Annotated in this window: 18 protein-coding genes; 9 read left to right on the top strand and 9 right to left on the bottom strand. The window is 37.9% G+C overall.

What is annotated here, in order from left to right:
* Positions 1-24 precede the first annotated feature (24 nt).
* The 3 genes from C7D97_RS05250 to C7D97_RS05260 all read left to right on the top strand — a co-directional run bounded on the left by C7D97_RS05250 (position 25) and on the right by C7D97_RS05260 (position 3914).
* Positions 25-1392: a PTS sugar transporter subunit IIC gene (locus C7D97_RS05250; protein WP_105301048.1), complete on the top strand. Its 1368-nt coding sequence runs from the start codon at positions 25-27 to the stop codon at positions 1390-1392.
* 11 nt (positions 1393-1403) lie between these two features.
* Positions 1404-3158 carry a glycoside hydrolase family 35 protein gene (locus C7D97_RS05255; protein ID WP_105301049.1) on the top strand — a complete coding sequence of 585 codons (1755 nt, stop codon included), beginning with the start codon at positions 1404-1406 and terminating at the stop codon, positions 3156-3158.
* A gap of 603 nt (positions 3159-3761) precedes the next feature.
* A complete protein-coding gene (locus tag C7D97_RS05260; protein WP_205408055.1) occupies positions 3762-3914 on the top strand; it encodes a hypothetical protein in 153 nt (50 codons plus the stop codon).
* Positions 3915-4324: 410 nt separating this feature from the next.
* On the opposite strand, the gene C7D97_RS05265 is transcribed toward C7D97_RS05260, so the two are convergent.
* Positions 4325-5782: a TrkH family potassium uptake protein gene (locus C7D97_RS05265; protein WP_105301050.1), complete on the bottom strand. Its 1458-nt coding sequence runs from the start codon at positions 5780-5782 to the stop codon at positions 4325-4327.
* 2 nt (positions 5783-5784) lie between these two features.
* Positions 5785-7152 (bottom strand): Trk system potassium transporter TrkA, encoded by a 1368-nt coding sequence (gene trkA / locus C7D97_RS05270; RefSeq protein ID WP_105301051.1) that lies wholly within the window; start codon positions 7150-7152, stop codon positions 5785-5787.
* A gap of 318 nt (positions 7153-7470) precedes the next feature.
* Between trkA and nhaC the strand changes: the two genes are divergently transcribed.
* The gene (gene nhaC, locus C7D97_RS05275; RefSeq protein ID WP_105301052.1) at positions 7471-9003 is read left to right on the top strand and encodes a Na+/H+ antiporter NhaC; all 1533 of its coding nucleotides are present in this window, start codon (positions 7471-7473) and stop codon (positions 9001-9003) included.
* Positions 9004-9112: 109 nt separating this feature from the next.
* Here the strand turns inward: nhaC and C7D97_RS05280 are convergent, their stop codons facing one another.
* From C7D97_RS05280 to ald, 5 genes are all read right to left on the bottom strand, one after another.
* Complete coding sequence (locus C7D97_RS05280; protein WP_105301053.1) at positions 9113-9877, bottom strand: hypothetical protein; 765 nt, start codon at positions 9875-9877, stop codon at positions 9113-9115.
* 93 nt (positions 9878-9970) lie between these two features.
* Positions 9971-10570, bottom strand: coding sequence for an isochorismatase family protein (locus tag C7D97_RS05285; protein WP_105301054.1), 600 nt, complete (start codon positions 10568-10570; stop codon positions 9971-9973).
* Entirely contained in the window at positions 10555-11484 is a 930-nt protein-coding gene (mnmL, locus tag C7D97_RS05290) for a tRNA modification radical SAM protein MnmL/YtqA (protein WP_105301055.1), read from the bottom strand. Before mnmL ends, C7D97_RS05285 begins: the two co-directional genes overlap by 16 nt.
* A gap of 36 nt (positions 11485-11520) precedes the next feature.
* Positions 11521-12693, bottom strand: a complete 1173-nt coding sequence (locus C7D97_RS05295) for a M20 metallopeptidase family protein (protein WP_105301056.1) — start codon at positions 12691-12693, stop codon at positions 11521-11523.
* Positions 12694-13070: 377 nt separating this feature from the next.
* On the bottom strand, positions 13071-14186 hold the full coding sequence (gene ald, locus C7D97_RS05300) for an alanine dehydrogenase (RefSeq protein ID WP_105301057.1): 1116 nt from the start codon (positions 14184-14186) through the stop codon (positions 13071-13073).
* A gap of 83 nt (positions 14187-14269) precedes the next feature.
* On the opposite strand from ald, the gene C7D97_RS05305 reads away from it, so the two are divergent.
* Positions 14270-15097, top strand: a complete 828-nt coding sequence (locus C7D97_RS05305; RefSeq protein WP_105301058.1) for a Cof-type HAD-IIB family hydrolase — start codon at positions 14270-14272, stop codon at positions 15095-15097.
* A gap of 902 nt (positions 15098-15999) precedes the next feature.
* On the opposite strand, the gene uvrA is transcribed toward C7D97_RS05305, so the two are convergent.
* The gene (gene uvrA / locus C7D97_RS05310; RefSeq protein ID WP_105301059.1) at positions 16000-18807 is read right to left on the bottom strand and encodes an excinuclease ABC subunit UvrA; all 2808 of its coding nucleotides are present in this window, start codon (positions 18805-18807) and stop codon (positions 16000-16002) included.
* Positions 18804-20774, bottom strand: a complete 1971-nt coding sequence (uvrB, locus tag C7D97_RS05315) for an excinuclease ABC subunit UvrB (protein ID WP_105301060.1) — start codon at positions 20772-20774, stop codon at positions 18804-18806. The genes uvrA and uvrB overlap by 4 nt, the downstream gene beginning before the upstream one ends.
* Positions 20775-21862: 1088 nt before the next feature.
* Between uvrB and C7D97_RS05320 the strand changes: the two genes are divergently transcribed.
* The 4 genes from C7D97_RS05320 (at position 21863) to brnQ (ending at position 25823) form a co-directional block, all read left to right on the top strand.
* Complete coding sequence (locus tag C7D97_RS05320; RefSeq protein WP_105301061.1) at positions 21863-22165, top strand: ArsR/SmtB family transcription factor; 303 nt, start codon at positions 21863-21865, stop codon at positions 22163-22165.
* A 2-nt stretch (positions 22166-22167) separates the two neighbouring features.
* Positions 22168-22392, top strand: coding sequence for a heavy-metal-associated domain-containing protein (locus C7D97_RS05325; protein ID WP_105301062.1), 225 nt, complete (start codon positions 22168-22170; stop codon positions 22390-22392).
* 2 nt (positions 22393-22394) lie between these two features.
* Positions 22395-24236 (top strand): heavy metal translocating P-type ATPase, encoded by a 1842-nt coding sequence (locus C7D97_RS05330; RefSeq protein WP_105301063.1) that lies wholly within the window; start codon positions 22395-22397, stop codon positions 24234-24236.
* Positions 24237-24497: 261 nt separating this feature from the next.
* Complete coding sequence (gene brnQ, locus C7D97_RS05335) at positions 24498-25823, top strand: branched-chain amino acid transport system II carrier protein (RefSeq protein WP_105301064.1); 1326 nt, start codon at positions 24498-24500, stop codon at positions 25821-25823.
* The last annotated feature ends 49 nt before the right edge of the window (positions 25824-25872 follow it).

Here is a 25872-nt window from a genome sequence, read left to right on the forward strand (position 1 = left end):
AAGCTGAAATAATGGGAGATTATTATGAACAATAAATTTATGGATTTTATGAGCCAAAAATTGATGCCCCTAGCTACAAAAATTAGTAACTTAAAATACCTAAAGGTCCTACGTAATGCGTTCATTTCAACTATGCCAATAGTTATGTGTGGATCTATAGCTCTTTTAATCAACGCCTTTCTTGTTGATTTCCCTCAACAATTTGGTTTTACAGGTATAACAGAAACATTCCAATGGTTGGTTGATATAAACAACTTAATTTTTAATGGTTCCTTAGCTATAGTTTCCATAGTATTTGTCTTTGCCCTAGGATATAACATAGCAAAATCAAATGATGTTGACAAACTTTCCGGCGCCTTGGTTGCCCTTTCATCATTTGTTATTAGTATAGGTAATTCATTAGTGAAGGAGTTTGATATAGCAGGTCTTTCTACTGAAGTTGCTGATGCTCTTAACAATGTTGATGGCGTATCCTTTGTTGATGGTAAACTATCAGTTCTAGTCAGTGGCCTAATCCCAGGTGAGTCTATAAACTCCAAAGGATATTTTACAGCAATGCTTGTGGGATTCTTATCAGTTATTATTTATTGTAAACTAATGAAAAAAGATATAACTATCAAACTACCAGATACAGTTCCACCTGCTATAGCGGTACCATTCACTTCAATTATACCAGCCCTAACATCAATTTACTTAGTTTCAATACTGACCTACCTATTCCAAAAATTCACAGGTCAACTAATAATTGACTGGATCTATGATGTACTCCAAGCACCACTTTTAGGTATATCACAAAACATGTTTGCTGTTATATTTGTAGCCTTCTTAACCCAATTATTCTGGTTCTTTGGAATCCACGGAGGAAATGTAATGGCACCAATTATGGAAGGTGTATTTGGCGTAGCCTTGTTATCAAACCTTGAAGCCTTCCAAAATGGAACTGAAATCCCTTATCTGTGGACAAGCGCATCCTACTCAGCTTATGTATGGTATGCTACCCTAGGTTTATTGATAGCTATCTTTATTAAATCAAGAAATAACCACTTTAGAGAAGTAGCAAAATTAGGAATAATGCCATGTATCTTTAACATAGGTGAACCTGTCATGTATGGCTTACCTACAGTTTTAAACCCATTGTTATTTATACCATTTATACTATGCCCAGTTGTCCTATCTGCAGTAGCCTATCTTGCCACTTACTTTGGTCTGGTAGCTCCTGTCACTCAAAATGTAGCCTGGGTAATGCCACCAATACTCTATGGTTTCTTCTCAACCGCCTATGATTGGAGATCAATTATCTTATCAGTAGTTAACCTACTTTTAGCAGTGATTATTTACTATCCATTCGTAGCTCTAGGAAATAACCCTAAATATATAAAAGAAGTTAAATAATAGGATTTGTTGTGAACGAAATTAAAATTACAGAAGATTTTATAATTAATGGTGAGAAAGTCAAACTTATATCAGGAGCAGTCCACTATTTTAGGATTGTTCCTGAATATTGGGCTGACACCCTAAAAGATTTAATAGATATGGGCTGTAATTGTGTAGAGACCTATATACCACGGAATTTACACGAGCCCTTCCACAATAAATTTGACTTTTCTTACATAAAAGACTTGGAAAAATTCATAAAACTAGTAGATGACCTAGGACTCTATCTAATTATTAGACCTTCCCCATATATTTGTGCAGAATGGGAATTTGGTGGTCTGCCTGCCTGGTTACTAAAAGAAAATAACATAAGGCTTAGGACAGATGATGAAAAATACCTATCCTATGTAGATAATTATTACTCAGTTTTAATTCCAAAGATAGCAAAATACCAGTGGACTAAATCTGGTCCAATAATTCTAGTCCAGTTGGAAAATGAATACGGTTCTTATAGGGAGAATAAAAACTACCTAAAAAAGCTTCACAATATGCTTTTAAAATACGGTATAGAAGTACCAATCTTCACATCTGATGGCACTTGGCCCGAAGCCCTAGAGGCAGGTTCTTATACTGAAAACGGAGTATTTCCTCTTGCAAACTTTGGTTCAGACCCAAAAACAAATATAAAAGAATTAGAGAAATTTAAAAATAAATATGGGATCAAAAGCCCAATAATGTGTATGGAATTTTGGGATGGTTGGTTTAATAAGTGGGGTCAAGAAATCATAAGGCGTGACCCAATTGATCTTGCCAGTGACGCTAAAGAAATGCTAGATCTAGGAAGTATAAATTTTTATATGTTCCAAGGAGGAAGTAATTTTGGCTTTATGAATGGATGTTCAGCTAGAGGAGAGAAAGACTTCCCTCAGATTACTTCATACGATTATGACGCAATCTTAACAGAAGCCGGTCAAAAGACAGAAAAATATCACTTATTAAGGGAAATAATAACAAAGAAAAGTGACATTTTGCCAAACAGAAGAAAACTAAGCCAATATGATGATATTAAGCTAAACAGGAAAGTTTCTCTATTTTCAACCCTAGATACAATTTCTAAAAAAATTGAAAATACAAATACCTTATCCTTCGAAAACCTAGATCATTATTATGGCTATGTGATATATGAACATAAGTTTTCGACTTCTAATGATGAATTAAGAATGAGGATAATCGACGCTAGGGATAGGGCCAAGATATATTTAAATGACGATTATGTAAAGACCCAATACCAAGATGAAATAGGCGAAGAAATTATTCTTTCAGCAAAAAAAGGTGAGGAAAACAATCTAAAAATACTAGTTGAAAATATGGGTCGAGTAAATTACGGGTACAAACTTGAAGCCTATAGCCAGAAAAAAGGCATAAAAAGAGGTGTTATGCTAGATATCCACTTCACAGATGACTGGACCCATTACTGCATAGATTTTGATAAAATTTCTGATATTAATTGGAAGGGAGTCTACAAGGAAGGACCAGCCTTCTATGAATATATACTAGAAACAGAAAATCCAATGGAAAGTTATATAAATCTTGAAGGCTTTGGAAAGGGGATTGTTCTAGTAAATGGATTTAACCTTGGCAGATTTTATAATCTAGGACCTAGCTTATCCTTGTATCTACCAGGTTCTATCCTAAGAAAAGGTAAAAATCAAATAATAGTATTTGAAACCGAATCTATTTACCAAGAAAAACTAATATTTAATTCATCCCCCGTAAATAAATAGGTAATACAAATATTTTTAGCATTTCTATACATTTGCAGTGAATTAGAAAGTAAAAAGTTGAGATTTTATGAAAGAAGACAAAAAAGACCCATATCTTAACTTAGGTATTTTTGATATTATTAAAATTTTAGAAGAAAATACCGTGAACGTTTGACTTTGGAATATTTATATTCTTGATGATGAGTATTGATTATAATCTTTCCTATAAAGATGATGGTAATTTTTAGCATAATTTTAATATTTCAGATCTGACTTTTATTTCCCTATTACCGGCCTAATTAAGGTCGGCTTTCTTTCTATGATAAATGAACCTACAAGACGAAATCTATATAAAGAGCAAGTCCCTTTCACAGATAATATTTAAAAGCTTTAGAAAATACTACTTTGCCTTCTTCTACAGTCGTTACTAGTATGGAAAGCTTAGAATATGATGAAACTCAGGACAATTACATAAGGAAAAAGATGGTGATGTTGCAGAATAGGTAAATCTATTCTGCACATCACTTTTTTCTTGTAAATCTGTATCAAGCCATTAATTTTCTTGGATAGTAAAATTAAGCTAGACACTTTTAAATTAAATAGAAAACGTTAAGGGGTATCAAAATGGCTTACAATCATCTGACTATAAAAGAGTTAATTTGGATAGAGCAATACTATAAATCTGTAGAAAAAGTTACAACTATAGCAAAATACTTATCAAGAACAAGTCAAACCCTATACAAGGTCATAAATTGGCTGAAAATTGAAATTAAATAAGAATACAGCATATACTTTAGCATATCTTCCAAATAACCTTTACCGACTAGCATGTATAATCAGAGTGAGCGTTAAGAAAATTTATCTGTTTGAGCGTAGCGAGTTATAAATTTTTAGCGAATGATGATTAGGAATCCCCAACATTAAAATAAACTAAAACGAAGAAGTTCTGCCTACTAAAAAAGATTGGCGTTAAGCCAATCAACTGCTTCCGCACTCTGCAAGAGCCGTTTGTGGGGTGTAACGTAGAGGGGGTTTAAGGGGGAGGCCGATGAGGGGGAATCGGAACCCCCTTGGGCCTCCCCCTTTGAACGAAGGGATATTTTTAAATTAAAATTATTTTTTATTATTCAGACATATTTATATATAAAATATTTTTAGTATTAGATATTTTAGAAAAAATATCTCCCCTACTTCCTAATATTCCTATAAGTCCCCGCCGAAAACAATAATATCATCGGATATAGTTCCAATCTTCCAAATAACATGGCAAAGGTCAGAGTTAGTTTTGATAGTTTGCTCATTGCCTCAAAACTTGTTACTGGGCCGAAGTCTATTAGTCCTGGACCTACGTTATTGAAGGTTGTGGCCACTGCTGAGAAGGCTGATTCGAAGTTATTTGTCTCAAGGGTTACTATTAGCATAAAGATTATAAATAAGAAGATATAAACCAAGATGTATCTGTTTATGGATTCTTCTACTTCCTTGTCTACTCTTTTACCGTCCATTTTGTTTACACTTACCCTAAGTGGATTTAGGGCTTTTCTTATTTGGTTTAGGGCTGATTTGAATAGTACTACAAATCTAGAAACTTTTATACCACCTGCAGTTGATCCTGCACAGCCTCCGACAAACATCAAAAATATCAAGATATGTCTAGAAAAAAGTGGCCAGGCCCCATAGTCTAGGGATACGTATCCTGTCGTAGTTATAATTGAGGATACTGTAAATAGAGAAGTCACTCCAGTAAAAAACGAGCTATCGTACATACTTCTTATGTTAAAGAAGATAAGTAGAACAGACATAGCTACTATGCCCAAGTACCAATAAAGCTCCTCACTTTTGAATGCTTGTCTAGCTGATCTTATGAGTGAAAAATAATAAATATTAAAGTTGATCCCGAAGGCAAGCATGGCTATAGATAAGACTATCTCAATATATCTTGAATTGTAATACCCAATAGATGCGGCCTTATTAGAAAATCCTCCAGTTCCAGCTGTTCCCATAGCGTGAATAATCGCATCAAATAAATTCATTCCTCCAAAAAGTAGAAAGATTATTGTAATTACAGTAAGGGCTATATACATCAGATAAAGGACTCTTGCTGTATGGGATAATTTGGGTGTAATCTTGCCAAAGGTTGGTCCTGGTACTTCTGCCTGCATTAGGGAAGATGACTCCTTGTTAGCCTTTGGCATTATAGCAAGGGTAAATACCAAGATTCCCATTCCTCCTATAAAGTGGGAGAAGGACCTCCAAAAAATAATCGAATTAGGAAGAAGCTCCACGTTAGACGCAACTGAAGCTCCACAAGTAGTAAAGCCACTCGCCATCTCAAAAAATGCATCGACAAAGCTTGGATAGTTACTTGCTGTTAGATAAAGTGGAATTGCTCCTATCAGAGAAAATATTATCCAACATGAAGCTGTGATAAACATGGCCTCCTTAGTGAAAATATGGCCCTTAGATGCGCCAGTTCTTACTAGAAAAGTGCCTAAAACAAAGGCTAAAATAATCGGTATTACAAAATTTCTTAAATCTATTAAACTATCCCTATATATTAGACCTACAAGTAATGGGAAAAGCATTAGCATAGCCAAAACCTGCATAAGTCTTCCTATAGTATACTTTACAATTGATCCGTTCATATCTACTCCACTATGTCATCTATGGTTTGGAAGCTATGGTTTGTGGTAATAACCAAAACCCTATCTCCTAGAGAAATCATAGAATCTCCGTTTGGTACTTCGATTGCACCATCTCTTTCTTCATGTTTTATACAAGCGATTAAGGTATCTTCCCTGATGTTTAAATCTTTTAGCTTCTTGCCAAAGATTTCTGAATGCTCAATTGCAGCAAACTCAATTACCTCTACCTCATCATCTTCTAGCCTATATAAAGAAGTTATAGAAGAGCCACGAGCATTCTCCTTGCTTCTTATAATCCTATTTATAACATCACTGGCAGCTCTTTTTGGAGTGAAGGTAGTATCTATATCTAAAATCCCAGTCATCTTGATAAGCTTGATTCTATTTACCTTTGCGATTATCTTCTCGATGCCATATTTCTTACCAAGTAAGGAAATAAGAATATTTTCCTCATCCATTCCTGTAAGACAAACCATAGCATCAAAGGTCTCAACCCTTACTTCTTCGAGCACGTCAGGATCAGATCCATCTGCATTTATTACTATGGCATCAGAGTACTTTTCACTAAAGGCTTCTGCCTTCTCCTTGTCAATCTCGACTAATGTTACTCCAAAGCCTCTCTCCAAGAGAAGACCTGTCAGATGATCTGAGATTGACCCTGCTCCAATGATTAGAACGTTTTTAATCTCATACCTATCTAGAACCTCCTGCTTGTAAAAGCTATCTACGCCTTCCTTCTCACCTATTACGTAAATCTTCTCCCCCTTTTCAAGGACGTAGGATCCGTGAGGTATATAAATCTTTCCATTATTGTTTACAATTCCTATAAGGGTGTGGTAATTTGCAGAATAAGCATTAAGATCAGATATCCTAGATCCTGCGAGTGTTGAATCTTCTGATATAACAATCTCCATCATAAGTGCCTGATCTCTGAAAAATCCCTCAACATTAAGGGCGTGAGAGTACTTAAGGGCTCTTTGGATATCCTTAGCTGCAATGGATTCTGGATTGACTATCCTTGTCGCCGATGTAATCTCCTCGATAATCTCCTTCTGCTTCATATATTGTGGATCTCTTAGTCTAATGATAATATTTTTAGCCCCTAGCTTTTTGGCCATGGTTGAAGCTATTAAATTTACATCATCAGACAAGGTAATTGCTATAAACAAATCACAGCTACCCACATTAGCATCGATTAAGACCTCAGGGTCTCTTCCATCTCCGACAATGCCCATAACATCGTTGGCAGCAAGGAGCCTATCGAGGACGTCCTTGTCGTGATCTATTACTAAAATATCGTGGCCTTCTTCAGCCAAATCGCTCGTAAGATACGATCCTACCTTACCAGCTCCGAGTATTATAATATTCATATTCCCTCCTAGATTACTTAAGTATAGCACTTATTCATTTAAAATCAACTATAGTCTATATATTCTATAAAATTATTTGCTTTTATAACTTAAAAAACAACTTTTACTCATATTTTATAACAAGTAGAAAATAATTCAATAAATTCTCCTAATAGAAATTAATAAAAGAAAAAGATAATCTCTAATTTATTTTAATAACAGTTTAATTTATTATGATAACCAGTTATTACTAGAAAATAAATGTTGACACAATTATCAATTTGTTGTAGGATGTACTTAGTTAATTTATCACGCTAATATGATTATGAAGGAGTTATTATGAAAAAAGACTATAGGCTTCCCTCTTTGTTTGAGGCAATCTTACCTATTATTACTATGATATCGTTGATGATTTATGTCTTTGCTTTCGCCAAAGAAGACGGAGAGAGTATTTACGATGCTGCCCACCTTCCTCTTATTTTAGGAATAGTAGTTGCAACTCTTGTCGGACTCGTTTGCGGAAGAAGTTTTAGGGAAATGATCGATGGAATGATTGATCGTATAAGTACAACTCTTGATGCGATTTTAATTCTTCTAACTGTAGGGCTTTTGATTTCTTCCTTTATGATTTCAGGAACTATTCCTGCTCTAATATATTATGGTTTGACTTTCTTAAGCCCTAAGCTCTTCCTTCCAATAGGTTGCATCATCACTGCTCTAGTTGGACTTGCTTGTGGCTCTTCATGGACTGCTACAGCCACCATCGGTATTGCTTTTATGACCATAGGCCAAGGCCTTGGCATTAATCCAGCCATAACCGCAGGTATGGTTATTTCTGGAGCCTATATAGGGGATAAGTTCTCTCCCTTATCAGATACTACAAATCTTGCTGCTGGTGTAGCAAAGACCGGCCTTTTCGACCACGTTACTGCTATGGTTTCTACAACAGGTCCCGTGTTTTTGATAGCTCTTATCCTTTATAGTTTCATTTCTTTTAGGATTGATGTTACAAACTACGATCCAAATATTGCCGAAGGAATCAAGGCAGCTCTCGCTAGCAATTTTAACTTAAATCCCCTAGTTCTTTTGCCAATCCTTTTGATAGTTCTTGTCTGTGTCCTAAGGATTGAAGGACTTGCTGGTGTTATGATTTCTGTTTTTGTTGGTCTAGTATTTTCTATGATCTTTCAAAAACAAAGAAGTCTCGCGGAAATTTTCGCCATTCTCCACTACGGCCCAGACATAGAAACTGGCAATGAGTTCGTGGATATGGCCCTTTCTAAGGGTGGTATGGATAATCAGATGTGGACTGTGAACCTAATCCTTCTTGCGGTTTCTTTCGGCGGAGCCTTGGAGCGAGCTGGAATTATTGAAAGGATCTTCGGTGCACTTAAGGAGAAGATAAATTCAGTAGGAGGCCTTGTTTTTCTTACAATGCTTACATCGATTTTCTGTGATGCGACTATGTGCGATCAGTTTTTAGGTATTGGAGTTCCTGCTCCCTTGTATGAAGATAAGTACGATGAGATAGGTCTTTCCCGTAATATGCTCTCAAGGACACTAGAAGACGCAGGGACCTTGTGGGCGGTAATGTTTCCATGGACAGCCTGTGGGGCCTATCAAATGAAGACTTTGGGAGTAAGTCCTATAAGCTTTTTCCCTTTCGCCTTCGTCAATCTCCTAAATCCAATCTTTGCCCTTATCACAGCTCTTTTAAAGAGAAATATCTTCTGGGCAGATGGATCTTATACTAATATCTTTGGCAAGACTAAGATGAAAAAAATGGCCAAGGCACCAAAAGAATCTCAAGACTTTGCCCTTAGCCAATTAGAAAAGTTAAGAAAAGAGGGAAAGGTCCCTCAGATTAATTAATACAAATTTCCACACTAAAAGACGAGCTTTCAAACTGGCCTTCTAAGTTAGATTATTATATGTCCAACTTTGGGGCTGTTCATAATAGCTCGTCTTTTGCTTTTACTTATTAAATGTCGTTTTCTTCTACGTAGTCCAGATAGTTATCAGATAATCTTGCAAGTACTATTGCTGAAGCAATTGTCCCATAGACTACAGCAAGTAGGGATAAGAGACTTAGAATTAGAATAAAGCCCATCCCAGCATCATTTCCGCCCCAAGTCATCATCAATACTACAATAACAATAGCTATGATTAATGGGATAATGATATATTTTAAATATACTATTATAGTCTTTGCTGCAAGGTCTTTACCAATCTTAAATATATTTCCTATTGATTCTTTAAGACTTTCCTTCCTCTCATTTCCTACCAGCTTATCTGCCAGATAAAAGTTAGCGTAAGTAACAAGAATTGAAAATACCAAGGATACAAGGGCGATTAATAAAACTATAAGTATCATCCCAATGCTTTTTCCTATACCATTGGCTACGATATTTTGGAAAAAGACTGCTCCTCCCCCCAAAAGTCCAATAGCTATAGTAAATAGGCTAACAATCAATGATAGTATAATATTTATAAGGATAATTCTTCCTGTAATTAGATTTACCTGATTAAGATACTCTCCAACAGATCCCATTCTGTTTCTTATAAGTCCACTAGCTATGGCAAATTGAAACAAAAGAGAAATCAGAGATGTAATTAGTCCTGCAATAATAGTCAAAACATTCGAGTCCTGACTTATATATTCAAACAGAGTACTAGTTATAATAGCAACTACAATTCCTATAAATTGAATTATAACTATAGATGATAATTTGTATTCTCTTTTCATAGAGCCTCCTTTTGTATAAATTATATCATTAATGGATACTTAAGACAAAAAACTTCTTCCATACATTAGAAAGACCTAGAAAAGAAGTCTTTATTATCTTAAGCTCTTAACCAAATTTGAAATAAATTTAAAGTGAGGATCCTTTGAGTCTCTTGCTATATCGAATAAAACCATCTCGGTATTTACAAGGACTGCACCCATTTGTTTGAGGCTTTTTAGGGCAGTTTTCTTAAGATCTTCTGTAAAGGAAGATACTGCATCTTCTACTAGGAAAACATCAAGTCCCATATCAAGAAGGCTCCTTACTGTTTGGTAGATACAAACGTGTCCTTCTGCTCCAACTACAAGGACCTTAGTAATTTCTTTTTCCTCAATATAATCTCTAACTTCTGGAATAGCTGCATCAAAAAGAGATTTCGCAAATATCTTCTCATCTTCGATTAAGTCCAAAAGTCTATCATCACTTCTACCGAGTCCCTTTGGATATTGCTCTGTCGCAAGATAATTCATATCATATTCCTTAAAGGCCTTAAGGAGAGTAAGGGTGTTTGTTACAGTCTTCTCGCCATTTTCCATAGTCTTCATTAGCTTTGGTTGCTCATCTACTACTAGAAGTAGAGTCTTCTCCCTGTTTTGATAAATATCTTCTTCCAATGAATTTATATAAAACTTGCTATCTAATTTTCTTGACATAAATCCCCCTGTCTATAATCTCTTACTTTCATCACTCTATCAATTGTAGCCAAAATCTTCGCCTTATTCTTAGACCATAAAGGATAGGCGATTTTTTCCCTGATCCCATCACCCGTAAGTCTATTAATAACTATATCAGGGTCTAGTCTTCTAAGCATGGCTACTACTATTGCTACATATGAATCTTTATCCATAGTGTAGGCTATTTCTTCCTTCTCGTAGAAATCCAAAAGCCTGGTCCCCTTTTCTATATAGAGATTGTGAATCTTGACTCCCCAAATATTTCTAGAATTGATATAGGAGATATCCGCCAGATAATCTCCCATGTCCTCGTAAGGAAGGCCTACAATAATATGGACTAATATATTTATGCCCAAATTCTTGAGTTTTAATAAACCTTTATCAAATTCTTCATGACTATATCCCCTATTTATTAAGGAAATCGTCTTATCATTTACGCTTTGCATACCAAGCTCAACTACAAGGAAGGTCTTATGATTAAGCTCATCTAGAAGGTCCAAGACCTCATCTTTCAAGCAATCAGCCCTAGTAGCTATGAAAAGAGCAACTATATCATCTTGAGAGATTGCTTCATAAAACATCTCTCTCATCTTTTCCAAATCCCCGTAAGTATTGGTGAAATTTTGAAAATAGGCTACATAGGCCTCGTCCCTCCCAGACTTTGACAAAAGTTTTTTCTGATAGGAAATCTGACGAGAAATACTTCCCTTTTCTTTAAAGGTCCACTCACCCGATCCTGAGTCCGAACAGTAGATACATCCCAAAGAAGAAAGAGACCCGTCCCTATTAGGACAAGTAAATCCGCCATCTAATGGAAGCTTGATTACCTTCTTATGAAATTTTCTCTTGAAAAATGAATCTAGGTCCCTATATCGCTTTTTATTTATTTCCATAAATACATTATAACATCTTTATATCGTAAGGTAAATCTATAGACTTTGGCTAAAATATTTTTTAGCATAGCTAATAAAATACTCAGATCCTGTCTTCATGGCACTTTCATCTATTTCAAACCTTCCACTGTGATGAGGATGATCTTCATCTTTTATCCTTGCTCCAAGAAACATAATAGCTCCAGGAATATGAGTCAGATATTTGGCAAAGTCCTCCCCGCCCATACGAGGCTCAAAATTGACGATATTTTCTTTCCCTATTATTTCTCCCGCAATACCTCTAGCAAACTCACTAGCTTCCTTCTCATTTACGGTTGCTGGAGTACCAAAGTTATATTCAAATTTGTATTTTGCTTCATTAGCGTCGCATATTCCCTTTATTACTGTTTCCATCATATTAGGTAATTTGTTGCGAAGCTTATTATCAAAAGTTCTAGTAGTTCCTAGAAGCTCTGCCCTATCTGGAATTACATTTTCAGTATTACCTGAATTAAAGGCAGTTACAGATAAAACCATGGACTTACTAGGCTTATTTTTCCTTGATACTATATTTTGGAGATTTTGTACTATAAGTGATCCGACTGCTATAGGATCTATAGTAAGGTGAGGTTCCGATCCATGGCCACCATTTCCTATAATCTCTAGCCTAAAGGTATCAGCTGATGCCATAACTGGCCCGTCTTGGATAGCAACTTCGCCTGATTTTAGTGAACTTCTAATATGAAGAGCTATTATCCTGTCTACCCCTTCTTTTTCTAAAATCTTTTCTTCTATAACATGTTTGGCACCGGAATCTTTGATAAATTCCTCAGCTGGTTGAAATAATAGGACAACTTTACCGAGTTCATCTTTCATTGTCACTAGTTTCTTGGCTGCTCCTAAAAGAATAGCTGCGTGAGTATCATGTCCACAAGCATGCATTACTCCCCTACTTTTGGATTTGAAAGCAAGGTCTGTTTTTTCTTCAATGGGAAGCGCATCTATATCTGCCCTAATGGCAAGTACCTTACCACTCTTATCAGGATTAATAATTCCAAGTACACCAGTTCCTATTATTTTTCTTGCCTCAATTCCTAGTTTGGTCAGCTCATTTAAAATATAGGTCGAGGTTTTTTCCTCATGCCAGCTTAGTTCTGGATTCTCATGGAAATATCTCCTGTGCTTAATAATATATTCTTCTAAATCTTTGTCTACATACTTGTATGGCATATATCCCCCTTCTTATTGTCGGAAATATAATTTTCCGATATTTAAAGCTTAAACCCAGAAATATTAAAGCTTGAAGGGCATAACTTCCTGAGTCTATTTATGGCTTTTAGCTCATTTTAAAATATAATAGGACTATATAAGATAATAATTTATTAAAATTATATACCCTAGTATATCACTAGGTATTATATTTTATCTAAGAAAGATCGCAAATATTTTATCAATTATTTCAATTTTTTATCTTTTCTAAAAGATATTAGCCAAAAAGTTTTTATATTGATTTTTAGGGCTTTGTTTTTAAATCTTAATAAAAAAACTACCAGCCCTACTGATAAAAGTCTGGCTTGGTAGTTTAAAATTATTATATATTTTCTATATTATTCAGCTATATCTAGCTCTTTGTACTCGTGATCAGTATCTTTAGCTACTGGTTCATAAGTTACATAACCATCGTAGGTATTGATTCCTTTGATTAACTCAGGGAATCTCTCACAAGCTGATCTTAGACCCATATCTGCTATGGCCTTTGCATATCTTGTAGTAGCATTTGATAGGGCATATGTTGATGTCATCGCTACTGCACCTGGAATATTTGCAACTGCGTAGTGGATTACACCATGTTCAACAAATGTTGGGTTGGTGTGGCTTGTTGGTCTTCCCTTTGTTAGGTCAGTTGAACCACCTTGATCTATTGCCACGTCCACTATTACAGATCCTTCCTTCATTTGTTTAACCATATCTTCTTTGATAAGTTGTGGTGCACGAGCACCTGGGATTAGGACTGTAGATATTACAAGGTCGGCGTTTTTGACAGCTTCTTCTATGTTTAGTGGGTTAGAGTAAAGTGTTTCAATCTTGTCTGGGAATAGGTTCTGTAGTTCAGTTAGAGCATCTATGTTAACATCAAGAACTGTAACTCTTGCTCCCATACCAACGGCAATTCTAGTTGCACCTGTACCAACTGTACCTGCACCTACGATTACAACGTTAGCAGGACGAACTCCTGGTACACCTTGAAGTAAGATTCCTCTTCCTCCCTTTGGTTTAGTTAGGTACTGAGCACCTTCTTGAACAGCCATTCTACCTGCAATTTCTGACATTGGACGTAGAAGAGGTAGTTTGTTGTCAAGTTGAACTGTCTCAAAACCAACTCCTGTAACTTTATTTTCAATAAGAGCATCTGTTAGCTCAGGGTTACTTGCAAGGTGAAGGTAGGTATAGATTATAAGACCTTCTCTAAAGTATTTATATTCTTCCTTTAGAGGTTCCTTAACCTTATAAATCATATCTGCATTTTCCCAAACTTCTGCTGCAGAATCTACAATTTCTGCTCCAGCTTCTTTATAGTCTTCATCACTGATTCCAGATGCAAGTCCAGCTCCAGTTTCTATAATAACTTTGTTTCCTGATTTAGTTAATTCTGTACAAGCTCCAGGAATGATTGCCACTCTGGATTCTTGATCTTTTAATTCTTTAGGTATTCCAATAATCAAAATAATTCCTCCTTTTGTCTTACCATAATAATATATACCCAAAATGAGCAAAATTAATAATTTTTATAGAGTATAATGAACTTATGATTAAACTAATAACAATAGATGTGGACGGAACATTAGTAACTCCACTTAAAAGATTAACAAAAAAGAATAAAGAAGCGATAAAAAAGGCGAAAAGCGCTGGCATTCACATTGCCCTAGTTAGTGGTAGGCCCTTTACTAGCATGATTCATCTTATAGAAGAATTGGACCTAGCTCAAAAGGGACATTTTACAATTTGCCAAAATGGCTCATATATCTATGATAACTTCACAAGAAAGCCTATGTTTGGAACTTACCAAAGACCCAAAGACCTCTTTGTCATTGATCAAATGCTTGAAGGATTTAAGCTAGAATTATCTAGTATGGACGGCGAGGGATTTTACACCAGACACAAAAATCCAAACTTTTACACAAAAATGGACGCTAGAATAAACAAGCTTCCTATAAAGACAGTAGCCTACAAGGATTGGCCAGAGGATAAAGACTTCGGGAGATTTCTTATCCTAGGATCAGCAAATGAGATAAAACACTTTCTCAAAAAAATGCCCAAAGAATTAAAAGAAAACTACTACCCAGTCCAAACTGCGCCATTCTTAATAGAGGTGATGAACAAGAACACCAACAAGGGCTACGCCATAGGACAAATGACAAAAAAACTGGGCCTTAATATGAGTGAAGTCATGGCAATAGGCAACGAAAAAAACGACATCCCCATGTTAGAAGAAGCAGGCTTTGCGGTAGCTATGGGTAATGCCGTAGAAGAACTCAAAGTCCACGCTGACTTTATAACCAAATCCAACTTAAACTCTGGAGTGGGGTATGCTATTGAGAGGTTGATTGATAATGGGAAGGAGAGATATTTTTAAAAATGTCTTTGACTAAAAATATTCAGTTATTAATATATCTAGATATTAGAATATGTTTTTAAGCAAGGTTGACCCCTTCGAACCTCAGGGAGACAGCTAAGGGGGCGGCAGAGGCCCCCTCTACCTTTCTCCCTGAACCCTCTTTTCATTCACCCCCTCTGCTCCTTAGCGGAGTGCGGAATTTGTTGATTGGCTTACGCCAATCTTTTTTTAGTAGGCAGAACCCTTCGTTTTAATTTGCTTAGTAGCTCGGGATTCCTAATCATCATTCGCTAAAAATTTATAACTCGCTTCGCTCAAACAGATAAATTTTCTTAACGCTCACTCTGATTATACATGCTGCCCGGTAAAGGTTATTTATAAGATATGCTAAAGCATATTATGTATCTTTATCTGAGTAAACTGGAAACTTCTTCCTAGCTTCGCTAGGTCAGAATTATTTTTTAAAGTGATATGTAATATAAAGAATAAAAAATGATACGCTTTGCGAAAGCAAAGCTTACCCCTTCCCTTCCCTTGTGGACGAGTAGAAATGTCTAATCAAGTCTCTCGTTAAGAAAATCGATTTGTTTGAGCGTTAGCGAGTTATCGATTTTTAGAGAGACGGGGATTAGACATTGTTAAACCTAAGGACAAGTAAGGCGAAGGGGTCCCCCTACCAACAAAGATTTGCGTAGCAAATCGACCTTTTCCGCACTCCGCTTAAGGAGCAGAGGGGGTGAGGGGAAAAGGGGTTCTAGGGGAAAGACTGGAGGGGGCCTCTGCCGCCCCCTTAGGCTGTCCCCTAGAGAACGAAGATATTAACTTAATCATTATAAAAACTAGATTATCCAGATAGATATATCAAACTATTTTTAGTACCAGATATTTTAAAGAAAATATCTCCTCCCCGAAAATATCTCCTACAAAATCTTTTTAAGATACTGCCCAGTATAAGACTTTTTGTTTTTTGATATCTCTTCTGGAGTACCACTAGCTACTAGAGTTCCTCCACCGTCTCCTCCTTCTGGGCCTAGGTCTATTAGGTTGTCGGAGACTTTTATTACATCTAGGTTGTGCTCAATTACCACTACTGTGTTATCCTGGTCTACTAGTCTGTTTAGAACTTCTATTAGCTTGTGGACATCTGCCATGTGAAGGCCTGTTGTCGGCTCGTCTAGGATGTAGAGGGTTTTTCCTGTGGAGACTTTTGCAAGTTCTGTCGCAAGTTTTACCCTTTGAGCCTCTCCTCCAGATAGTTCTGTGGATGGTTGGCCTATTTTAATGTAGCCTAGGCCTACATCGTAGAGAGTTTGGAGCTTTCTTACTATGCTAGGGTGGTTTTGGAAAAATTCTATTCCTTCTTCTACAGTCATATCTAGGACGTCTGATATGTCCTTGCCCTTGTATTTGACTTCTAGGGTTTCTCTGTTGTATCTTTTGCCGTGGCAAACTTCGCATGGAACGTAGACATCTGGTAAGAACATCATGTCTACCTTGATTGTTCCATCTCCCTTGCAAGCCTCGCACCTTCCTCCCTTGACGTTAAAGGAAAATCTTCCCTTATCATAGCCTTTCATCTTTGCTTCGTTGGTCATGGCGAAAACATCCCTTATGGCGTCAAAGACCTTGGTGTAGGTAGCTGGGTTTGACCTTGGCGTTCTTCCAATTGGAGACTGATCTATGGCTATTACCTTGTCAATCTTATCAAGACCTAGGATTTCCTTGTGCTTACCAGCCCTTATCTTTGTCCTATTAATCTTCTTTGTTGCTTGCTTGTAGAGGATTTCGTTTACTAGGGAAGACTTACCAGAACCTGACACTCCCGTTACAGTTGTGAGGACTCCTAGGGGGATTTTGACGTCGATGTTTTTGAGGTTGTTTGCCGCAGCCCCCTTTATTTCTATATATTCATCGCTTGTTCTTCTTTCTTTAGGTACCGGAATTTTTTTCCTACCAGCTAGATAGTCTCCTGTGATCGACTTTTTAGAATTCATTATATCACGAAGACTTCCCTTGGCTACAACCTCTCCACCATGAACTCCCGCCTTTGGTCCAATATCGACTATATAGTCGGCTTCCTTCATAGTATCTTCGTCATGTTCTACTATGATTAGGGTGTTTCCTATATCGGTGAGATTTCTAAGGGCTGCTATTAGCTTATCGTTATCTCTTTGGTGAAGACCTATAGAAGGCTCATCAAGTACATAGCAAACTCCTACAAGACCAGATCCTATTTGAGTCGCTAGTCTTATCCTCTGGCTTTCCCCACCAGATAAGGTCGCTGCCGCCCTATTTAAGGTCAAATAGGTAAGGCCCACGTCATTTAGGAAGGAGAGTCTCGCCCTAATTTCCTTTACTATAAGGTCTGCAATTTTTGCCTTCATTGGAGAAAGTTCGAGTTTCGCGAAAAAGTCCACGGACTTTTCTACAGAAAGTCTGGTTAGTTCTGATATATTAATATCTCCAATCTTGATAGCAAGGACTTCTGGCTTTAATCTATCCCCGTGGCAGGTATCGCACTCTTCTTCCGACATATATTCTCTAAACTTTTTCTTTTGAGCGTCAGATCCTGTCCTTTGATAGCGGTCGTAGATGTTTTTGATTGCTCCTTCAAAGGGTCCTGTATATCTTTTCCTACCAGAAAAATGACTATCGAAGACAAAGCTTAGGTCATAATCTGTACCATGGAGGATATCCTCTATCATCTTCTTCGGAGCCTTTTTTATTGGATCATCGTGGGAGAACTTGTAGTGATCTGCTATGGCCCTTATCATCTCATAATAATAGCTCTCCTTGGTGGAAGTCGCATAAGGGTCAATGGCCCCCTCGTTTATAGATAGGTCATAATCTGGTATAACTAAGTCCCTATCGACTTGAAGGTGAAAACCAAGTCCATTACAGTCAGGACACATCCCGATTGGGGCATTGAAAGAGAACATGTTTGGTGTAATCTCTGGGAGGGAAACATGGCCTTCTGGGCAGGCAAGCTTAGAAGATAAGAGTATCTCCTCTTCTCCTATCACATCTATGATAACCAAACCATCTGCAAGGCCTAAGGCTGTCTCTATGGAATCTGTAAGTCTCGCATCGATTCCATCCTTGATTACAATCCTATCTACAACGACAGATATATCGTGCTTTTTGGTCTTGGATAGGTCGATATCTTCTGCCAAGTCGTACTTTTCTCCATCGATTACGACCCTTACATATCCATCCTTTTGGATATTTTCTAGGGCTCTTTTGTGAGCTCCCTTTTTTCTTCTGATTACTGGGGCAAGAATTTGAATTCTCGTTCTTTCAGGAAGTTCCTTTACCCTATCGACCATCTGGTCTATACTTTGGGCTTCTATAGGTCTACCGCAGACTGGACAGTAGGCATCTCCTACTCTTGCGTAGAGGAGCCTATAATAATCGTAGATTTCAGTAACCGTTGCTACTGTAGATCTAGGGTTCCTGTTAGTTGTCTTCTGGTCGATTGATATAGATGGAGATAGTCCCTCAATGGAGTCCACATCCGGCTTATCTACATTGCCCAAAAACTGCCTAGCGTATGAAGAAAGGCTTTCGACATAACGTCTTTGTCCTTCCGCATAGATCGTATCGAAGGCAAGAGTCGACTTACCAGATCCTGAAAGGCCTGTAAATACAATCATCTTATCTCTTGGAAGATTGATATCTACGTTTTTGAGATTGTTGGTTCTTGCTCCCTTTATCTTAATTTCTGTCAATTAATCACTCCTGTAAAATTATCTTTCATAGACTTAATCTGGTCACGGAGGGCTGCGGCACGCTCGAAGTCAAGCTCCTCTGCTGCCTTATACATCTCAGCTTCCAGATTGATTAGTATTGTCTCTATATCGTCTTTGCTGAATTCTTCAATTTCCTCTTCTTCCTTCTTCTTGGTGATTTGGATGATCTCAGCTATGTTTTTCTTGATTGTAGTTGGCACTATGCCATGTTCTTCGTTAAATTCTTCCTGGATTGACCTACGGCGTTCCGTCTCATCAATTGCCTTTCTCATAGATCCAGTTATGGTATCAGCATACATGATTACCCTACCTTCAGAGTTTCTCGCAGCCCTTCCGATGGTCTGGATGAGGGAAGTCTCAGAACGTAGGAAGCCTTCCTTGTCTGCATCGAGGATTGTTATTAGTGAAACTTCTGGTATATCAAGTCCCTCACGGAGGAGGTTGATTCCTACAAGCACGTCAAACTCTCCTAGGCGGAGTTCTCTAATAATCTCACTTCTCTCGATTGTCTTAATGTCAGAGTGAAGGTATCTTACCTTGATTCCATTTTCCGTAAGGAAGGTCGTAAGGTCTTCTGCCATCTTCTTGGTAAGAGTAGTAACGAGGACCCTTTCCTTCTTGGCAATGGTCGCATGGACTTCCTCTATAAGATCGTCTATCTGATTTGCTGTTGGCCTTACCTCTATCAATGGATCTAGAAGGCCAGTTGGTCTTATGATTTGATCGACCATCTTGCCATGGGTCTTCTCCTTCTCGTAGGGACCTGGAGTTGCTGAAACATAGACTGCTTGATTGATTAACTTCTCGAACTCATCGAACTTAAGCGGCCTGTTATCTAGAGCAGAAGGAAGCCTAAAGCCGTAGTCAACCAAGTTTTGCTTACGAGACCTATCTCCCTCATACATTCCTCCAACCTGGGGAATAGAAACGTGGGACTCGTCGACCATTAGGACGAAGTCTTCTGGGAAATAGTCGATCAGGGTATAAGGCCTAGACCCTGCTGGCCTCTGGCTTAAGTGTCTCGAATAATTCTCAATTCCAGAACAAAAACCAATCTCCCTGAGCATCTCTATATCGTATTTGGTCCTTTGCTCGAGCCTTTGAGCTTCGAGGAGCTTGTTTTCCGAATTAAGCTCGGCCAATCTTTCCTCAAGTTCTTCTTCTATAGTAAGAATAGCCTTTTCTGTCTTCTCACTAGATGTAGCATAGTGGCTGGCAGGATAAATATAAGCGTGGCTAATCTTTGCAGTAACCTTGCCTGTCAAGGAATCAAACTCTGATATCTCGTCGATTTCATCTCCGAAAAACTCAAATCTAATAGCCTTTTGGTCAAAACCTGCAGGGAAAACATCCAGGATATCACCCCTGCGCCTGAAAGTTCCCCTAGTAAATTCCACATCATTTCTCACATATTGGACATCGATTAGCTTTCTCATAACATCTTCCGGGCTAATCTCTTGACCTGGACGGAGAGAAACTACAAGCTTCTGATACTCGATAGGATCTCCTAAGCCGTAAATACAAGACACACTAGCAACGATTATAACATCACGCCTCTCAAAAAGAGCCATGGTCGCAGAGTGCCTCATCTTGTCTATCTCGTCATTGATAGAGGAGTCCTTGGCAATATATGTATCTGTGGCTGCCACGTAGGCTTCTGGTTGGTAATAATCGTAGTAGGAAACAAAATACTCGACAGCATTGTCCGGGAAAAACTCCTTAAACTCCGTAAAAAGCTGGTAGGCCAAAGTCTTGTTGTGGGCAAGAACCAAGGTAGGCCTCTGGACATTTTGGATAATATTGGCCATGGTAAAGGTCTTACCAGAACCAGTTACACCACGGAGAATTTGATTATGGTCTCCCGCCTCGATTCCCTTTGATAATTTATCTATAGCATAAGGCTGATCGCCTCTAGGTTTATAATCCGATTTTAAATTAAACTTCATAAATCTTCCTTTATATATAACAAAAATTAATAAAATGGTAAAGTGCCGGACAGTCGGGCTTCGATTTTTATAAAAAATCGAATAAGTGGAACTTATTTGAAAAATAAGTTCCAAGAACTCGAAGAGTTCAAAATTGAGGGAGCCCTCGTCATGGGCCACTGTTTTGCAAAGCAAAACAGTGCAGTATCCTTTGTTAAGAAATAACAAAGGATAAAAGAACGATGACTATCGTTCAGAGTTAATAATGTGAAGGTCTTTGGACCTGAGCCCGCATGCTACCGTCGAGCGGAGCCTAGCGGAGTCGAGAGATCTCAAGAGACTTCTCCACAAGGTCGAAGTAAGGGTAATGGTCTATCTAATCACAACCCTTATCCCGAGGCTTCTCCACTTTCATCCCCCCCTTATCCCTAATGGCTCTGGCCACAGCGAACAGAGTGAGTGTAGAAGCCTCACGAGTGAAAATAAAAATATAAACTTACAATTACCCGCCACCTCGACAGAGCGAAGCGACGAGAGGTCTCCAGTCTACGATGACACGTAAATATAATAGATAAAGTTATCTACGATACTACATAACTAAGGAAAACTCAATTCAAACATGTCCCAAAGTTCTGTAGATCTCTCGTCGCTTCCCTGTGGAAGCTCTGTCGAGATGGCGAGGGGACTCCTGAATTTCGCCAATCCCTTATCCCGACCGTAGTGGAAGGATCTTACTGGAGATATCTCGATTACGCTACGCTCCACTCGATATAAGGGGGAGAGTGGATTCCTGACTTTCATCCCCCCTTGTCCCGACCGTAGCGGAGGGATCTCATGAGGCTTCTCCACTCTAAACGAAGCAGGGGCTTGTAGGTCGAATCTTTATAGCAAGTCGAAAGAAGGATAGCATTTATCTCTCCCATTTATATTAATTTAATTCTTTCTTAAATATCTTAAAAATAATTCTATTCTCGTTATATAAATATACTAAATTTCTCCTAAAATTCAATCCCTATAGAAAGAGTCGGACTTTAGAAAAATCCTATTGACATCGCTATCATATATGTTATAATATTCATATGAGCATACACTCATATTAAAGGAGGCGCATGAATAATTCGTTAAAAAATATTGATGATACTACATTAATCGACTTGGCAGATCTGTTCAAGGTCTTTGCTGACTCGACTAGGATGAGGATAATGTATAGGTTACTTGCTGAAAGGATGAGCGTAGGTGATATAGAGCAAGCTTTAGATATGAGTCAATCTGCCATCTCCCACCAGCTTAAATACCTCAAGGATGTTAATTTAGTTAAAAGCAAGAGAGATGGCAAGTCTATGCTTTATTATCTCTCAGATGACCACGTTAAGACAATTATACAAACAGGACTAGAACATATAAAGGAGTAATTATGAAAAAGAAATTTAAAATCCAAGGACTACAATGTGCAAACTGCGGCAACAAGATTGAAGGAGAAATCAAAAAGCTCGACGGAGTAATAGATGCCAATGTATCCTTCCTTACAGAAAAAGCCAAAATCGAACTAGAAGATGACGCCAATGTGGACGAGATTTTAGGAAAGGCAAACGAGATTGCTGATAGGATCGAGCCAGGCTGCCAAATTATAGCTAAATAATTATGTTTAAGAATATCACAAAAGAACACAGAGACAGATTAAACGAGCTCATAATCCTCGCTCTTTTAGGAGCCTTCCTCCAGATTATGAGTATGTTTTTCTACCTGGGTTTTTTCAGAAAATGGGCCTTCCTGATTCTTTACATCCTATCAGCCAAGGAAGTACTCCTTAAGGCTTTTAAGGGAATAAGACACGGATCTGCCCTAGATGAGAACTTCCTTATGTCCCTTGCTACAATCACAGCCTTTATCATAGGCGAATACGTAGAGGCGGTCGCTGTTATGCTTTTCTATTCCTTCGGAGAACTTTTCGAAGACATCGCCACCCAAAGGTCAAGAGATAATATCAAAGACCTTCTAGACCTTGTACCAGATGTGGCAAATAGGATAAATGAGGATGGCAGCACGGAAGAAGTCGACCTAGATGATATAGAAGTTGGAGATATAATCCTAGTCCGAGATGGAGAAAAAATCGGAGTAGACGGCAAGGTAATTGAAGGTACCGCAAGTCTTGATACATCTTCTGTTACTGGAGAGTCTATGCCAGTTTCAGTAGACTTAGGAGATGAAGTAATTTCCTCATCTCTTGTTACGGATGGAATAATCAAAATCGAAGCTACGACAGAATTCGACGACTCTGTTGCAGCTAGAATCATGGAGCTAATCGAAGATTCCGCAGCAAGTAAGTCTGACAGCGAGAAGTTTATCTCTCGTTTTGCAAGAATCTACACACCAATAGTTGTTGGACTTGCCTTAGCCCTTGCCATCATACCACCCGTATTTATGGGAGGAGCATGGTCTGATTACCTCCTACGTGCGGCAACCTTTTTAGTCCTTTCCTGCCCATGTGCCCTAGTTTTATCCGTTCCCCTATCCTTTATGTCAGGGCTGGGACTTGCGAGCGAAAACGGCATCCTAATTAAGGGTAGCCAATATTTTGAAATCCTTGATAAGGCAGAAGTCCTACTTACAGACAAGACTGGAACACTAACTACAGGAGATTTCAAGATCAAGGATATAAAAATCGAAGAAGGATTTGATCGTGAAGAAATCTTAGACTATCTCTTCAACATAGAAAACATGACCACCCATCCTATTGGAAGGGCTATAAGTAAAGAGCTTGACAGAGAAGAGAAAGACCTCTTTGCAGAGATTAAAAACGAAAAGGGCCAAGGTGTAAAGGCAAAGACTAAAGATGGAAAAATTATCAAAGTTGGCTCTCCAAAATATCTCAAGATCGATGATAAGGAAGAAAGAGCCATCTACCTATCTATCGACGATAAGCTTGCGGCAAGTGTCTATATAGAAGATGACATAAAGGATAAATCCCAAGAGACTATTGCGAAACTTAAGGATAAATTTAAAGAAATAGCCATAGTATCCGGTGATAGCCTCGCTGCAGTCAAGGATACAGCAGATAAGCTTAAGCTTGATAGCTACTATGCCCAAGTTATGCCAGATGAGAAACTTAAGATAATGAAAAACTACCAGGATAAGGGAGATAAAACTGTCTTCGTAGGCGACGGCATAAATGATGCCCCAGTTCTCAAAAACGCCGATGTAGGAATTTCTATGGGAGAAACTGCATCTGACCTTGCTATCGAATCATCCGACATACTCATAACAAACGGAGAGTTTTCACAAATAGAAAAGCTAGTCAATATTTCTGGACTTACCAACACAACAGTAAGACAAAACGTAACATTTATAATGCTTGTGAAAATCGCAATCCTAATCCTAGGCCTATTCGGTCACGCCAACATGTGGATGGCAATCTTCGGCGACGTAGGAGTTTCAATCATATCCATCCTATGGGCAATGAGAATACTAAAAAAGAAAATATAAATCTCACGTATTTCCGACGCAAAATTAGCGTCGGTTTTTTTTAACTAAATCTCAACTTCAAGTACTAGTCTGCAAAATATTTTAGTTATAATTATAACACTTATGGAATCTCCTACTGTTAATGAAATAATTTCTGATTTTATGAATTATTTAGAGTATAGTAGTCTTCGTACTCATTAAAATACTTTTGCTAAAAAGATTCCAGTGAGTATAATACTAATTAATTATTAAAAATTTTGTTTAATTATAAAGGAGAAACTTTTGGATAAGAGAAAAAAAGATATTTTAATCAGCGGACTTGCGCTTTTTGCCATATTTTTTGGTGCAGGAAATTTAATTTTTCCTCCATATCTGGGCGTAAGTGCTGGCAGCGGTTGGTTTAGGACAATGTTAGGTTTCCTTCTTGCCGACCCCGTTATACCTATTTTAACTGTATTTATAACTGCCTTTGCTGGTGGGAAAGCTATTGATATTGGAAAGCGTGTTGGTTCTGGCTTTTCCAAGGTCCTAACTCTTGCTGCTATTATCTGTATTGGACCAGCCTTTGCCATTCCTAGAACGGCTGCAACTACATATGAGGTGGGCTTTGCCCCATTTTTCCCTAATCTTCCTATTTGGGCCCTTACTTTTGTGTTTTTCGCTATTACCCTCTTACTTTCTTTTAAGGAAAGTAATGTGGTAAATATTATCGGAAAATATATTACTCCTGCCTTACTTTTCTTCCTATTTGTTTTGATAGTAAAGGCTATAGTAAGTCCTATTGGGACTCCTATAGAAAATACTAAGGATGGTGGATTTTTCGTAAATGGTTTCTACGAAGGTTATCAGACTCTTGATGCTTTCGCATCTCCTCTATTTACCGGTATTGTGGTGACAGATATTCTTAGGAAGGGCTATGGAAAAGCCTCTAGGAAAGAGAGAAGGTCCTTTATCATCTGGGTAGGCCTTGTAGCTTCCATATTTCTAGCCATAGTTTATGGTGGTCTAACCTATCTTGGGGCTAGCGCAAGTAAGGTCTTTAGTCCAGATGATTCTCGTGTAGATATTTTAGTAAATCTTGTCTATATGCTTTTAGGTAATTTCGGCAAGCTTGCCCTTAGTATAGCGGTAACGCTCGCCTGTCTTACTACAGCGATTGGTCTTACTTCATCTGCTGGAAACTTCATCGAAGAGCTTAGTGGAGGTAGGATTAAGTATAGTGTGACAGTGGTTGTCGTTACTGTGATTAGTTATTTGCTTTCAAGCCTAGGCGTAGATGCAATAATAAATCTAGCTGTACCAGTCCTAACTGTAGGTTATCCTATAATAATCGCCCTAGTCTTCTACATGAGTTTCGAAAAGAAAATTCCTTACAATATGGCCTATATATTGATGGTCTGTGGGGTCCTAATCACTGCTCTTATAGAAACTTTCGGAGAAAAACTAGGACTCATATCCCTCCTAGATACTATAAAATCACTTCCTCTAGCAGAGTTCGGCTTCACTTGGTTCATACCATCTCTAGTATGCTTTGTGATAGGCTATATCCTAGGCATGATGGGTCTTGGCAAGAGACGAGAAGAGGATGTTAAGGAAAGTATGTTTTAAAATTAGATAATTAAAATACGGGCTTTTTGGCCCGTTTTTGCTTGTTGTT

It is taken from the genome of Anaerococcus marasmi (assembly GCF_900290195.1).
GTDB classification, from domain to species: domain Bacteria; phylum Bacillota; class Clostridia; order Tissierellales; family Peptoniphilaceae; genus Anaerococcus; species Anaerococcus marasmi.